At 28.1% G+C, this 15417-nt stretch carries 12 protein-coding genes; 3 read left to right on the forward strand and 9 right to left on the reverse strand.

The window, feature by feature from the left end; all coding sequences use genetic code 11:
- Positions 1–203 precede the first annotated feature (203 nt).
- The 6 genes from ABGF45_RS06940 to ABGF45_RS06965 all read right to left on the reverse strand — a co-directional run bounded on the left by ABGF45_RS06940 (position 204) and on the right by ABGF45_RS06965 (position 8282).
- Complete coding sequence (locus ABGF45_RS06940) at positions 204–1265, reverse strand: AEC family transporter (RefSeq protein WP_134744138.1); 1062 nt, start codon at positions 1263–1265, stop codon at positions 204–206.
- 614 nt (positions 1266–1879) lie between these two features.
- Positions 1880–3232, reverse strand: coding sequence for an O-antigen ligase (locus tag ABGF45_RS06945; RefSeq protein ID WP_134710203.1), 1353 nt, complete (start codon positions 3230–3232; stop codon positions 1880–1882).
- 81 nt (positions 3233–3313) lie between these two features.
- Positions 3314–4000, reverse strand: a complete 687-nt coding sequence (locus ABGF45_RS06950; RefSeq protein ID WP_134710201.1) for a sugar transferase — start codon at positions 3998–4000, stop codon at positions 3314–3316.
- Between the two features lie 12 nt (positions 4001–4012).
- Positions 4013–5224, reverse strand: coding sequence for a DegT/DnrJ/EryC1/StrS aminotransferase family protein (locus tag ABGF45_RS06955; RefSeq protein ID WP_134710199.1), 1212 nt, complete (start codon positions 5222–5224; stop codon positions 4013–4015).
- Positions 5225–5241: 17 nt separating this feature from the next.
- Entirely contained in the window at positions 5242–6261 is a 1020-nt protein-coding gene (gene galE / locus ABGF45_RS06960) for a UDP-glucose 4-epimerase GalE (RefSeq protein WP_134710197.1), read from the reverse strand.
- A gap of 17 nt (positions 6262–6278) precedes the next feature.
- Positions 6279–8282 carry a nucleoside-diphosphate sugar epimerase/dehydratase gene (locus ABGF45_RS06965; protein ID WP_134710195.1) on the reverse strand — a complete coding sequence of 668 codons (2004 nt, stop codon included), beginning with the start codon at positions 8280–8282 and terminating at the stop codon, positions 6279–6281.
- Positions 8283–8453: 171 nt separating this feature from the next.
- Between ABGF45_RS06965 and ABGF45_RS06970 the strand changes: the two genes are divergently transcribed.
- Genes ABGF45_RS06970 through murF form a run of 3 tightly spaced genes read left to right on the forward strand, consistent with a single transcriptional unit; the run spans position 8454 to position 12159 of the window.
- On the forward strand, positions 8454–9680 hold the full coding sequence (locus ABGF45_RS06970; RefSeq protein ID WP_134710193.1) for an aminopeptidase: 1227 nt from the start codon (positions 8454–8456) through the stop codon (positions 9678–9680).
- 60 nt (positions 9681–9740) lie between these two features.
- Complete coding sequence (locus ABGF45_RS06975) at positions 9741–10787, forward strand: D-alanine--D-alanine ligase family protein (RefSeq protein WP_134710191.1); 1047 nt, start codon at positions 9741–9743, stop codon at positions 10785–10787.
- A complete protein-coding gene (murF, locus tag ABGF45_RS06980) occupies positions 10780–12159 on the forward strand; it encodes a UDP-N-acetylmuramoyl-tripeptide--D-alanyl-D-alanine ligase (protein ID WP_134710189.1) in 1380 nt (459 codons plus the stop codon). The genes ABGF45_RS06975 and murF overlap by 8 nt, the downstream gene beginning before the upstream one ends.
- 148 nt (positions 12160–12307) lie before the next feature.
- Here the strand turns inward: murF and ABGF45_RS06985 are convergent, their stop codons facing one another.
- The 3 genes from ABGF45_RS06985 to ABGF45_RS06995 form a co-directional block, all read right to left on the reverse strand.
- Positions 12308–13972: a GH25 family lysozyme gene (locus tag ABGF45_RS06985; RefSeq protein ID WP_134710187.1), complete on the reverse strand. Its 1665-nt coding sequence runs from the start codon at positions 13970–13972 to the stop codon at positions 12308–12310.
- A 257-nt stretch (positions 13973–14229) separates the two neighbouring features.
- The gene (locus tag ABGF45_RS06990) at positions 14230–14736 is read right to left on the reverse strand and encodes a group II intron maturase-specific domain-containing protein (RefSeq protein ID WP_369333466.1); all 507 of its coding nucleotides are present in this window, start codon (positions 14734–14736) and stop codon (positions 14230–14232) included.
- 135 nt (positions 14737–14871) lie between these two features.
- The coding region (locus tag ABGF45_RS06995) for a reverse transcriptase domain-containing protein (protein WP_408112694.1) at positions 14872–15417 on the reverse strand (546 nt) is incomplete at its 5' end.

The following is a 15417-nucleotide window of genomic DNA, read 5'->3' on the forward strand; positions in this document are numbered from 1 at the left end:
CTTAATTTACATGACTTTTAAAAAAGTTTTTTACCTGTAAAAAGACACCATAATAGATATGCCTTTCAGATATAAAGGAAAAGTATATGACTGTGGCACATACAGAAACCATATTGATGTTTATATTTAATAATTCTAAAAAAATATTAAAAAGGGGCTGTTGCAGAATAGATTATTCTGCAACAGCCCCAAAATAGTTTTTATTAAATAAAAATTCCCGTGCTCCATAAAATTTCAACAATTATTATCCAAATCGGCACCATTAATACCGCCCACAGTGTTGATAGTAAAGCAGTATTTGAAGCCAATATCGGATCCTTATCATTACTAATTGCATATGCAACAGTAACCGTCCCCGGGGGAGTAGTCATCATTATTATTATAGTTCCTAATCCAACTAAGTCAATAGGCATACCTATTAATCTCAATAATATTAAACAAATAATATTTGTAAATGGAACAATTATTAACTTAACAAAAGTATAATACCATACTTTTTTATCTGATATTGCCTCCTTAAAATTTACTGAACCTAAGGTAGCACCTATAGCCAACCATGCAATAGGAGAAGCTAAACCTGACAGATATGATAATACTTTATAAAATTGAGGAAAAGTATTATCTACTCTTAATATAGAAAATGATTTAATTACAGATTTTCCCATACTATTAATTGATGAAATATTAACTTGTGGCAAATACTCCTGAAATATCCATAAAAAAAGCCCTAAAAAGGTTGCTATAATTATAGGATTTAAGAGCATTGATTTAAAATTATTTTTCGTCATTTTTACACCACTCATTTTTACATAAGCATAGGAATATAAAAAAATTCTATATCCTATATTAAAAATAGAAGAATACAAAGCTCCTTGTTCGCCATAAATTGCTATTACTATCGGAATACCAAATGTGGTTGTTGCTCCAAAAATAGTTAAAACTCTTAAGGAATCATTGTCATCATATTTTATATAAATAAGTTTAGATAATAAAATTAAAATTACATATACTAAAATACTCCAAATTAAAATACCTATTCCCTTATGTAATATTTCATGATTTATATCCACCATAAAAGACTTAAATGCTAAAGCAGGCAAGGATACAGATAAAATTATATTAGTCAATACTTTAGCTAAGTTATCTCCAAAAATTTTCTTCTTTCTACAATAATATCCAATCATAATAATAAATAAACTGGAAAAAATAACTGTATTTACTTTTTGTGTTTCTATTGTTTTTATAAATATTTCTATAAAATTCATAACTTCCTCTAGGTTTTAGTCATTTATGTTTAATCCTTAATCATTAGCAGATATTTTTTAAAAAATTTATTTTTTGATAATAAATAATAAGATGTCATTAAAGTAATAAAATGATAATAAATAATATCATAATGGTTTTCTTTTTTTGAATAAAATGCTATATAAAAAATTGATATCATAAAAATTAAAATAAAAATTATAACATCCTTATAAGATTTATTTACTTCATAATTTCTTTCAAAAATAAAATAACCAATAATAAAATATGGAATATATATTGAAAATATATTAGTTTCATATATTGAAGTATTAATATCAATATCAACACCGATAATCATAAAAATTTCATTAATATTCGGTATAATAAATCCTACCAGAATTACAATTAAAGTTGGTAAAATAACTACATTTAACGAAAGTTTTTATAGCTACTGAAATTATAGGTAAAATAGTATAAATCGCTAATATTACAGGAATATACCATAAATTTCCAAATGTATTTGAATAATCAATGAATAATAATTTAATAAAAGCGTAAATATTACCTCCCTACCTATTTATGTATACAATTATTAATAAAACATTAAAGAGACTATTTATTATAGTCTCTATACCTAATCATTTTTTATATTTTCTTTATTTATTAAAAACAATCCATATCCTACTACAGTCCAGAAAAATATACTTATAAAATTTATTGAATACAATATTAAACTTTCAAACAATTCTCCAAATATCATTCCGAAGAATAAAATACATAAAAGTTTTATATATTCACTTTTACCACATATTAAATATTTTAAAAATCTATAACTTATATACATGATTAAAATAGTAAAAGATATCAAATTTATAATACCCCCTACTACCAAAACGGTTAAGAAAATATTATGGAAACTTCCTCCTTTTAACGAATTGTAAATAACATTTTCACTAAAATATTTAAAATAGCTATATTTTATATTATTAATTCCATAACCAAAAATCGGTTTCTCTTTCCACATTTCTATAGCTTTTTTCCATATATCTATTCTACCATTTGAAGATGGATCAGTTAATCTAACATCTAAACTGATATTATCATTTTCTTTTTCCAATTCTTTCATTTTTTTATCTATAAAAGGCACAGATTTTTTATTAACATAAACTTTTTTTATAACAGATGAATTTATATATAAACTTGCTAATGAGTTTATTCCAAATACAAAAACTATAAATCCCAAAATAATAAAAATAGATTTAAAAAATTTTTTTAATATTTCTTTTGTTTTCATCAAAAATATACAATAAAGAACTATCATAAAAATAACACTTAAAATAGCCCCTCTGCTTTGTTGCAACGAAAAATGTATAAGCTGAAAAACAATATTAATCTTAAAATATCTATTTACTTTACTATCTTTATATTTTGAAATAAATAATAAAGCTGTTAAAATACTTACGTAACAAAAAATAGCACTTATATTTGGATTTATTGCCCCCCAAATTCTATGATTTATGACCCCATAAAATGATAAGGTTTTACCCATTGAAAACATAAAAGAAGTCTTAAATGTTAATAATATAAAAGTAAAAATCGAAGATAAGAAGGCAATAATTTGTACAACATAAGTTATCAATTTAAATAAATATTCTTGTGTCTTTGGAGAGTATACTCCCATTATAAAACAATATACCGTCATGAAAGATATATGAGTAATATTTTCTATAAAATTGGATGAACTATTAATAATCGTGGTTATTATATTTGTTATTAAAAGAACAGAAACAAGATAAATAAAGTATTTATCCCAATAATTACTTTTTATCTTCACTCCCAAAATTATAATTAAATTTATTATATTAAGAACAGTTAATACTTTATAAAAAACGTCTACTTTTTGGTACAAAAAAGAACTCATACTAAGTATAGATACTATTATAAATAAAATTTTAAGTAATAACTCTCTTGTTACATTTTTATTCATAAATCACCTAATAAAATTAAATTATTTCAACCTAATATATATTATAACATATATATTTTTTTTCAATAATTTTTAAATTTTCTATCTCAACACCTCAATAAACGTCTTAAACATTATCGATATATCATACAAAAAAGATTGCTTTTTTATACTTTCCAAATTATATTTCATCTTTTCAGGTAATATAATTTTTATATAAGTTTCATCAACGTTTTTATTTTTTGTCAATATCTTTTCTTCATCTTTATAGTTAATGCTTGCTTCAGATGTAATTCCTGCCGGCAACAATAATGTAGCAAGCATTTCCGGTGTGTAATTATCAACATATTTTTTAACTTCCGGTCTTGTCCCTACAAAGGTCATATCTCCTAAAAGAACATTTATAAGTTGAGGTATTTCATCTAATCTAACTTTTCTTATAAATTTTCCTACTTTTGTTATTCTCGAATCATTGGATACCGTAACCTGACTTCCTAATTTATTCGCATCTTTTACCATCGTTCTAAATTTAAAAATTCTAAATATTTTACCGTATTGTGTTACTCTTTCCTGTCTAAAAAATATTTCGCCCTTTGAATCTAATTTTATCCATATAGATAAAATTAGTATGACAGGAGATAATAACAACAATAATATCGAAGAAAGGACTATATCAAATATTCTTTTAAATATCAAGCTTAATTTCCTTTTTTTCAATATATCATAATAAAATTTCACTTTATCATTTTTATAAGATTCCGGTAAATCATCCCACTTTTTTAATTTCATGTTTACCTCTAACTATAGATATTCTTTTAGAATTTCTGCATACTTTCGGACTACATACTCTACTTCTTCATCTGTAAGTTTTGTATGAAGAGGTAATGTTATTTCACCAACAAACTGATTATATGCATTAGGATATTTTTTAATGTCAAATCCTAAGTTTTTATATGCTGTTAGAAGTGGAAGAGGTTTATAGTGCACATTACATGAAACTCCTTCTTTAGCCATCTTTATAATTATTTCACTTCTTTGTTCTAGAGAAATATTTGGCACGATTGTTATATACAAATGTCCTGATGATTTTTTTAAATCATCTTTATGATTTAGTACCTTAACACCCAATTTATCACAAACTTCTTTATATTTTGACATGATAAAATGTCTTCTTGAAATCATATCTTCATATCTGTCTAATTGAGCCAAACCAATACCAGCTGCTAAATCTGTAAGATTACATTTATACCATGGTCCCATTACATCATATTCCCATGCACCAAGTTGAGTTTTAGCAAGAGCATCTTTTGATTGCCCATGTAATGAATATAATTGATATTGTTTATATAACAACTCATTATCTAAACCTTTAACATCTTTCCATGTAACTGCTCCACCCTCTGCGGTAGTTAAATTTTTTACTGCATGAAAAGAAAATGTTGTAAAATCAGCAACCGCACCAGATTTTTTACCTTTATATTCTGCTCCAAATCCATGGGCTGAATCCGCTACAACAATAACTCTATCAAATTTTGATTGAATATCATTTGATGGACTATATAAATCTTTCTTACGTTCTAAAACTTCAAAAATCTTATCATAATCACATGGTATTCCTGCTATATCAATTGGTATAACAACTTTAGTTTTTTCTGTAATCGCTTTTTCTAATGCATCATAATCCATTTCTAAAGAGTCTTTTTGTGTATCAATCATAACAATTTTTGCACCAACATGATCAATTACGGAAGCAGTTGCAGTATAAGTATACGCTGATGTAATTACTTCGTCTCCCGGCCCAACTCCTAAAACTCTTAGTGTAAGTTCCGCTGCAGCAGTTTGAGAATTTAATGCAACAGATTTACTTGTACCGCAATATGATGCTATTTTTCTTTCAAATTCTTTTGTCTTTGGACCTGTTGTAATCCATCCTGATTTTAAAGCTTCTACCACTTGTTCTATTTCTTTTTCAGAAATATCCGGCGGCGAAAACTGTACATTTAACTTTTTCATTTTTCCTCTTATCTTAATTAATTTTGATCATATCCATTAGGATTATTTGATTGCCAATTCCAGCCATCTTCTATTGCCTTAGCTAAATCAAACTGTGCTGTCCAACCAAGTTCTTTATTAGCTCTACTTGCATCACAAACTGATGTATCAATATCACCATCTCTTCTAGGTCCAACTTCATAATTTATCTTTACACCTGTAACTTTTTCAAAGGTATTTATAATATCTAAAACAGAATTACCATTCCCAGTACCAAGATTATATATTTTAATACCTTGCTTTTGTTTTAATACATCTAGTCCTAAAACATGACCTTTAGCTAAATCAACAACGTGGATATAATCTCTTACGCCTGTACCATCTTTAGTATTATAATCATCTCCAAAAACCATCAATTTAGGAAGCAATCCTACTGCAACTTTATTTACATATGGAAGTAAATTATTTGGAATGCCTTTAGGATCTTCTCCTATCATTCCAGAGATATGTGCTCCTATTGGATTAAAGTATCTAAATATTACTACATTCCATGAATTATCGCAAGTATATAAATCTTCTAAAATTTGTTCGATAAACCATTTTGACCACCCGTATGGATTTGTAGGTTTTCCCTTTTCATCATCTTCACTAAACGGTTTACCATTATTTGAAGCATATACTGTTGCTGAAGATGAAAATATTATATTTTTAACATCAAATTTTTTCATCACTTCTAAAAGGACTAATGTACCGGAAATATTATTATCATAATATTCTAAAGGTTTTGCTACTGATTCTCCTACAGCTTTCAGACCAGCTAAATGAATAACTGATTCTATTTTTTCTTTTTCAAACACTTCTTCTAAATCTTCTTTAGATCTAATATCCCCTTCATATAATTTTACATCTTTATTTGTGATGTCTTTAATTCTTCCAACAACATTTTTTGATGAATTTGAAAAGTTATCAAAGATAACTACTTCCTCACCTTGTGATAATAACTCTACCACAATATGAGAGCCGATATATCCGGCTCCCCCAGTTAATAATACCGCCATATTTTTTACCTTTCTAATTATTTAGATGTTTTATATAATTCTTCAAATTTATCTTTATTTTTTATTAAATCTGATTCTGATGAATGATATGTTGGCACAATTTTACCTAAATAAATCAAAACTGAATCAACATCATTTTTTTCAGATGGATTTTGCATAGCAGATAAATTATTAAAAAATTCCTCATTGTTAAAATCAATAGGTTGAGCTATATGAATTAATTGATTATCTGTTTTTCTCAATCCTTCTTCTGACATTAATTTTTCTTCATATAATTTTTCTCCCGGACGTAATCCTGTATATTCTATTCTAATATCTTGATCTGGTATATAACCTGAAAGTTTTATTAAGTTTCTTGCTAAAGTATCAATCTTTACAGGTTCACCCATATCTAAAACAAATATTTCTCCTCCAGCAGCATAAAATCCAGCTTCAATAACTAACCCCACTGCTTCAGAAATTGTCATAAAATATCTAATTATATCTTTGTGCGTTACAGTAACAGGTCCACCTTCCGCTATTTGCTTTTTAAATAAAGGTATTACAGAACCATTACTTCCTAAAACATTACCAAATCTTACCGCTACAAAATTTGTCACAAACTTACAATCAAAATTTCTTACATTTCCATGATTAATCACATCAAGCTTTGGAAGTTTTGATAAATCTCTATTTCTAACTACATAGTCCATACTTTGAATTATCATTTCGCATACTCTTTTTGTAGTACCCATTACACTTGTAGGATTTACAGCTTTATCTGTACTTATCAAAATAAATTTCTCTACATTGTATCTTAAAGCCGCAAAAGCAGTATTATATGTCCCATAAATATTATTTTTTATAGCTTCATTTGGACTTACTTCCATCAATGGAACATGTTTATGTGCAGCCGCATGATATACAATATTTGGTCTATATTTATTAAATACATCATCTAATCTTCTTTGTTCTCTAACTGACCCTATAACAGCTACTAAATCTAAATTTTTATACTTTCTTCTTAATTCTTGTTCGATTTCATAAAGATTATTTTCATAAATATCAAATAATATTAATTGTTTAGGATTATTTTTAGCAATTTGTCTTGAAAGTTCACTACCTATAGTTCCACCACCACCGGTTACTAAAACAACCTTACCTGAAATATTTTTCATAGTAGATGCAGTATTAATATTTATAGAATCCCTTTCTAATAAATCCTCTATTTGAACATCTTTAAGTTGTTTCATTGTCACATTATTACTATCTAACAAATCAGGAATAGAGGGTATAATTTTTAGTTTTGCTCCTGTTTCCTTTGCAATATTAATTATATTTTGTCTTCTTTCAACACTAGCTGAAGGGATAGCAATAATAATTGTATCTATTTTATATTTAACTGAATTAGATAAAATTGTATCTCTATTTCCCAAAATTGGAATGCTGGAAATATATCTTCCCCATTTATTTGGATTATCATCAATAAATCCCTTTACAATATACTTTTCTTTCTCATAATTTCTTATATCATGAGCTATCAGTCTACCTGCTTCTCCCGCTCCTACTATTAAAACATTATTTATTAATTTATTTGAGTATGAATCAACTCTATTTGTAATAAATATCAAATATATTTTATAGGCAAATCTTACTCCTGTTACCATTAAAAATTGAACCAATCCACCTACAATAAAATACGATGCCGGCATTTTTATCTTAAAAATCATTGCAATTATATAGTGAATTGCCGTTGTTATAAAAAAGGAATAAATTCCATTAAATAACTCAGGTACACTAGCAAATCTCCATAAACTTTTATACATTTTTAAAAAATAAAAAACTATTATAGTAATCACTGTATAAAAAGGTGTTATTTGCATGTAATTTTTTATATATATGCTTGGTATAGTAGTATAGCTAAAATCAAATCTCAACAATAAGGCAAATAAAAAACCTATTTGAATCGCTGCTATATCAAATAAAAGCAATCCTAAATTGATAAATTGCCAATGTTGAATTTTATTTTTTATTTTATTCATATTATCTCCAATCATTTTTAATCAGCAAACCACATATTTATTAGCTGTAAAAATCTACCTTTTTAGGCATTATTATCTATAATTTTATCACACAGTATTTATATTATCAATATTCGAAAAATGTTTGAAATAGTGATATAATAGGACTAATATTACAAAGTTGGAGGGATTATGACTTTACAAAAAAAAATAGCGAAATTAGCAGAATTATCCATAAAAGTTGGATTAAATGTTTTACCCGGAGATACAGTACAAATTTATGTACCTGTTGATAGAGCAGATCTAGCTAGAGAAGTTGTAAAAGAAGCCTATATGGCAGGTGCTAAAAATGTTATTGTTGAATGGGAAGATGATGCTAAAAAATTAATGGATTATACATACAAAACAACTGAGGATCTACAAGAAGTCGCCGATTATGATTATAAAAAAGCTGAAACTTTATTAAAAAATGGTGTAAAACAATTATTTATTAGTGGAGTAAATCCTGAATTATTAAAAGATATAGATCCTAAAAAAATTCATGCTGTAGCAAATTCATTAAGTAAAAAAATGAGTAATTTAAAAAAATATAGAATGAATGACATCACATCTTGGACTATTATTTCAGCTCCAACAGAAGGATGGGCAAAAAAAGTTTTTCCAAATAGCGAAAACCCGATTGATGATTTATGGGAAGCAATATTTGAAACAACAAGAGTTAATAAAGAAAATCCTGTGCAATCATGGAAAGACAACATTGCTACTTTGACAGAAAAAGCAAATTGGCTAAATGAAATGGATTTTAAATCACTACATTATACATCATCTAATGGAACTAACTTAACAATTGGATTACCAAATGGTCATATTTGGAGAGCTGCCTCAACTCAAAATGCAAAAGGCGAAGCATTTTTACCAAACATGCCAACCGAAGAAGTTTATACTATGCCAATGAGAGATAAAGTTGATGGTAAAATATTTTCATCAAAACCATTAGCAAATAATGGAAATATTATTGATGAATTCTGGGTAGAATTCAAAGATGGTGTAGTTGTTGATTTTGATGCTAAAGTTGGAAAACAAGCTTTAGAAGAATTATTAAACCAAGATGAAGATAGATCTAGAAGATTAGGTGAAGTTGCTTTAGTTCCTTTTGATAGCCCTATCTCAAATTCAAATATATTATTCTTTAATACCTTATTTGACGAAAATGCTTCATGTCACTTAGCCTTAGGTGCTGCATATCCTACAACTATTAAAGGCGGAAATGATATGACTGCTGAAGAATTAGAAAAAAATAGCGTAAACCAATCAATCATTCACGTTGATTTCATGGTAGGAACAAAAGATTTAAATATAATAGGAAAGAAAAAAGACGGTACAGAAGTACAAGTATTTAAAGATGGAAATTGGGCATAGTTGCCTAATTACCTCTTTTATAGTATATTTATATATTATGAAAATTTTTAGGGGGAAAAAGTGGATATTCATATTCTATGCGGTGGCGAAAGTAGCGAACACGACATTTCTCTTAGATCTGCAAGATCTATTATTAACCATCTAGATAAAGAAAAATATAACGTAAGTTATACTTATATTACTAAAGAAGGAAAATTTGTACCTATTGGTGCATATACTGAAGATATTATAGATTCAGAAGATATAAAAACTAATACAACATTAAACAAAAAAGAATCAATTATAGAGTTTTTGAACTTTATAAATAAATTGGATAATCCTATGATTATTCCTTGTATTCACGGCACAACTGGTGAAGACGGTCAAATTCAAGGATTTTTACAAACTTTAGGACTAAATTATGTAGGAAACGGAATTGCATCATCAGCTATTTGTTTCGATAAATCTATTACAAATGATATCTTTGAATTAAATAATATTCCTCAAGCAAAATACTATTTAGTTACAAAAAATAGATATCAAAGAGATGAAGACAAGTCTTCCCTAATATCAAATATTTTTGATACATGTGGAGAAAATGTATATGTAAAACCTGCAAGCAACGGCTCTTCAATTGGGGTTTCAAAAGCAAATAGAGATAACATTATAGAAGCAATAGAAGAAGCATTTAAATATGATAATAAAGTCCTTGTTGAAGAAGAAAAAATAGGTATTGAATTGGAGATTTCTGTAATTGGAAATGATTCACCAAAAGCATCTCTTCCAGGTTCTTATTATACAGAAAGAGCTCTTTTTGATTATACAGCTAAATATTTAGATAAAAATTTAGTTAGAAATGTTCCTCATAAATTACCTAAATCTGATGAGGATAAAGTTAGAGAATTGGCAATTGATGCTTATATTGTTACCGGATGTAAAGGATTTGCCAGAGTAGATATATTTATGGATGAAAATCATAATTTTTACGTCAATGAAATAAATTCATTTCCTGGCATGACACCAACTTCATTATCTGCAGGATTATGGGAAGTTACTAATGGTACAACTTACTCTCAATTTTTAGATGTTCTAATTAATCTTGCTATAGAGGAGTCAAAAAATGCTTAATTTAAAATTAAATGAAATAGCTTCTCTTTGCAACGGAAAATTAAACGACAAAAAATTTAATGATATAAATATTGATTTAATTTCTATAGATACAAGAACAATTGAACAAGATGATATGTATATGCCAATAATCGGGGAAAAATTCGATGGACATGTATTTATTGATGAGGCTTTTAATAAAGGTGCTTCTGCAACTTTTTCAAAATATGGAGAGTATGATAATCCAAATAATAAACCCGTAATTTGGGTCAAAAACACAAATCAAGCATTTATAAATTTAGCAGCAAATTATGTAAAAAAATTAGAAAAATTAAAAATAATTGCTATTACCGGATCAAATGGTAAAACAACTACTAAAGATTTAATAGCGAGTGTACTTGAAAAAGATTTAATAGTAAAAAAAACTATTGGAAACCTAAATAATCACATTGGGGTTCCAAGAACACTATTAAGATTTGATAAGCATACCGATGTTGGGGTTGTAGAGATGGGAACGGACGGTTTTGGACAAATTGAAGTACTTTCAAACATGGCAAAACCAAATATTGCAATCATTACAAATATTGGAGATTCTCATTTAGAACAACTAAAAACAAGAGAAAACATCGCAGATGAAAAACTTCACATAATTGATGGATTAAAAGATGATGGTATTTTCATATACAATAATGATGATGGCATTTTAAGAGAAAAGGTAAAATCTCTTAATATTAAACAAAAAACTATTAGCTTTGGAACTAGAAAAGATTCAGATTTTGTAATTAAAATTATTGAGTCAAATAAAAATGGAAGTGTATTTAGCATAAATGGATATGTATTTAATATTCCACTAATTGGTACACATCAAGTATTGAATTCAACAATTGCAATTATTATAGGAAAACTTTTTAATATAGATAGACAAGTAATCATTGATGCATTAGGAAAAAAAGAAATTACAAAGATGAGATCAGAGCTTATTGCTTGCAATGGTTTTGATATATTAAATGATAGTTACAAATCAAATCCTCAATCACTAAGAAGTGCTTTGGAAACTGCTAATTTACTTACAGGATACTCAAGGAAAATAGCAATCTTAGGTGATATGCTTGAACTTGGAGATAATGAAGTAGAACTTCATAAAGAAATAGGTAGAGAAATATCTCCTGAAAATGTTGACTATTTACTGCTTTATGGAAAGTTAAGTAAAAATATTTACAATGAGGCTATTAAAAACTTTTATGGTAATCGTGTATTTTACTTTGATACAAAAGATAAATTGATTGATAAAGCTAAATTTTTAATAACAAAAAATTCACTTGTTTTAGTAAAGGCCTCAAGATCTATGAGGATGGAAGAAATTATAGAAGTTTTAAGCCATATTAATTTATAAAATAGACTCTAACCCCCATAAAATAAAAATTAAAGCCTTTTTATTTATGATAATTTTATTCACAAAAAAATCCTCCTGATTATTTTTATATTACCCTAATCAGGAGGATTTTCATAAACAAAATTTATTCAGAATCGTTTTTTATTTACTAATATCCTAAAATTTCATTAACTCTCTTTTGAACATCATAATAGTTGTAACCGGCTTCTTCAAGTCTGTTTTTTCTATCATCTCCATATCCCCATTTACCATCCAAAACTTCTCTTGCAATAGTATCTATTGACTTTTTAACAATTTTTCTTTTAACATCATCTATAGGTTTTTCAATTTTTTCAGGTAATTTTGGCAATTTATATGTTGCTATAAATCCATTAAATCCTAAATTTTTAATAATAGATGGGTAGTCATAAAATATATGATTCATATCTGTTGTTTTTGAACCGTTACCAACAGCTTCCCCACTTGAAGAATATTGATGCATTCCTGATTTTTCCAACCACTTTCTAGAGGGTTCTGTTCTCCAGTCTGCTAACCAAATATCATATTTTTCTAATCTTGTATAATCAAAATAATTTTCTGCATAATCAACATTTGTATAGTTTCCAACATACCAACCATAATTTTTTAAAGTTTCCAAAAATTCAACAACAACATCTGTACGTGTTTCTCTAGTAAATGTTACACCTTTTCCATTTGCATAATTATCACTAAAATACTCAAAATCAGCAAATAATGGAAGTTCTATGCGTCCCTTAAATTCTTTCATTAAATTATTAAATGCTTCCGCTTCTTTTCTCGCTTCTTCCTTATTTAAAGGATACATTGCCCAGTATGCTCCAACATTAAATCCCTTTTGCAATGCTTCTCTTATATTTCTTCTTGCATTTCTATCTTCATCTGTGCTATATCCACCTCTTACAATAACAGCTTTTATACCCTTAGATTTTAATTCATCCCAATAAATGGAATCCCCATTCCATTCAGAAATGTCTACAGCTTCTATTTTAGTTTTATTATTTTTGAATATTGCTATCATTTCATTAATAGATAATTTTTGATTTCCAATTTCTTTAATATCCTCAAAAATTATATTTCCATTAGATGTAGTACTATATTTAACACCTTCTACTAAGAAAGTTCCGGATTTCATATCCCCATTTATTGGATCCAAATAATATTGTTTGCTTCCTAAATTAAGCCATCCGGTTTTCATGTCTCCATTTTCTCTGTCTAAAAAGTACCATTTATCATCTATTTCTTTCCAACCGGTCTTCATATCCCCGTCTTTTCTGTCTAAAAAATACCATTTACCATCGACTTTTTCCCAACCGGTCTTCATATCTCCATTTTCTCTATCTAAAAAGTACCATTTATTATTTATTTTTTCCCAACCGGTCTTCATATCTCCATTTTTTCTATCTAAAAAGTACCATTTATTATTTATTTTTTTCCAGCCGGTCTTCATATCTCCATTTTCTCTATCTAAAAAATACCAATCATCATTTATTTTCGACCAAGAAGTATGCATTTGACCACTTTCTTCATCTAAATAATACCATTTATCTGATATTTTTTGCCAACCATATTTCATGTTTCCGGTATCGGAGTCAAAATAATACCAACTTCCATCTATGTATTTCCAATTATACTGAATTTGTCCTTCTAATATATATTTTATATTTCCAGTATCATCCTTAACAAAATTATCAGTTGAAGCACTAACAATATTATCAGTTACTAAAAGCATTAGAGATGAAACAGTAAATATTAATAATAAAAATATAATATTCTTTACCCTATTTATTAAACACATTATATACTCCTATAAACTTTATTCTTAAATATTATACCATTTTTTTGAAAAAGTTACAAATAAATTACATTTTAGTAAAAATAAAAATAAAAAAAGGGGCTGTTGCAAAATAAAAAATAGCCTTTAAATTACAAAAATTTAATAAAAAATCAAGTAGGGACTAACTCGTAGCCCCTCTCACACCACCGTATGTGCCGTTCGGCATACGGCGGTTCAATTCAAATAATAATCCAAGCAACTTAGAAGTCCTCGCTTTACTAGGATTTCTTTGCCATCCACTCTGGTACTCCTAGCTTACGAAGTCCCCAATATCTTTTGGCAGACTTCTTCCATTGTTTCCATATGACTATCCTCATTCGTGTCATTAGGTGTTCATCTATTCTTGTCATGGCTGTTTTCATACTACCTATCCTAAAATAGTTTATCCATCCCCTAGTTACCTGATTAAACTTTTCTATCCTGTAATCCATACTTACTGACCAACTTCTACTTGTAAGTTGTTTAAGCTCCCTTTCAAACCTTCTCACAGAGTCTTGGTGCGGTCTGGCTTTCCAGCCATCTTTACTCTTCCAAAACCAAAACCCAAGATATTTAAGCTTGCTAGGTTTCGTTACTTTTGACTTAGTCATATTCACTTTAAGTCCTAGCTTTTTCTCTATCCATTTCGTCATAATGCTCATTACTCTATTGGCAGCAGCACTGCTTCCTACTGCTATGACACAGTCATCTGCATATCTAACGAAATGAAGTCTCCTTGCTTCAATCTAATTGTCAAGTTCGTTTAGGATAATGTTGCTTAGCAATGGCGATAGGTTTCCGCCCTGTGGCGTTCCCTTGTTAGTATCCTCATATCTTCCCTCAATCATCACTCCTGCATTAAGGTATTTCCTTATGATAGATTATGTATCAGAATCGTTTATGAGCTTGTGAATAAGCGTCATAAGCTTGTCCTGTGGTACATTATCGAAAAACTTCTCTAGGTCAATATCCACAATGTATGTGTATCCGTCATTGAAATATTCAAGCAGTTTTACGATTGCCTGTTGTGCTCTACGATTAGGTCTAAATCCATAGCTATATTCACTGAATTGTGCTTCTGCTATTGGTGTAATTACTTGTGCAATAGCCTGTTCTATGACACGGTCTACCACTGTTGGTATTCCCAAATTTTGCACTCCTCCATCTGGCTTTGGTATTTCTACCCTTTTCACCGGTTTAGGCTTGTACCTTCTTGTTCGGATTTTGTCTAGGATTTTTACCCAGCTTTCTTTTAGGTATAGGTCAATTTCCTCTGTTGAGATTCCATCAATTCCTCCTGCCCCCTTATTTGCTTTAACCTTTACAAGGGCTTTTAGCATATTGTCCCTACTGAGTATTTTATCCATCAATTGCGACATGGATTTTCTCCTTTCTTCGTTATGCTTTCCACTCTCTTTCCCTATCTC

Origin of the sequence: Helcococcus sp. KG196 (assembly GCF_046035495.1) — a bacterium.
GTDB classification, from domain to species: Bacteria; Bacillota; Clostridia; order Tissierellales; family Peptoniphilaceae; genus Helcococcus; species Helcococcus ovis.

Excerpts from the sequence above, each read along its gene's own strand:
- ABGF45_RS06945 (WP_134710203.1), bottom strand. The coding sequence starts at position 3,232 with ATGAATAAAAATGTAACAAGAGAGTTATTACTTAAAATTTTATTTATA.
- galE (WP_134710197.1), bottom strand. The coding sequence starts at position 6,261 with ATGGCGGTATTATTAACTGGGGGAGCCGGATATATCGGCTCTCATATT.
- ABGF45_RS06955 (WP_134710199.1), bottom strand. The coding sequence starts at position 5,224 with ATGAAAAAGTTAAATGTACAGTTTTCGCCGCCGGATATTTCTGAAAAA.
- ABGF45_RS06965 (WP_134710195.1), bottom strand. The coding sequence starts at position 8,282 with ATGAATAAAATAAAAAATAAAATTCAACATTGGCAATTTATCAATTTA.
- murF (WP_134710189.1), top strand. The coding sequence starts at position 10,780 with ATGCTTAATTTAAAATTAAATGAAATAGCTTCTCTTTGCAACGGAAAA.
- ABGF45_RS06970 (WP_134710193.1), top strand. The coding sequence starts at position 8,454 with ATGACTTTACAAAAAAAAATAGCGAAATTAGCAGAATTATCCATAAAA.
- ABGF45_RS06950 (WP_134710201.1), bottom strand. The coding sequence starts at position 4,000 with ATGAAATTAAAAAAGTGGGATGATTTACCGGAATCTTATAAAAATGAT.
- ABGF45_RS06940 (WP_134744138.1), bottom strand. The coding sequence starts at position 1,265 with ATGAATTTTATAGAAATATTTATAAAAACAATAGAAACACAAAAAGTA.
- ABGF45_RS06985 (WP_134710187.1), bottom strand. The coding sequence starts at position 13,972 with ATGTGTTTAATAAATAGGGTAAAGAATATTATATTTTTATTATTAATA.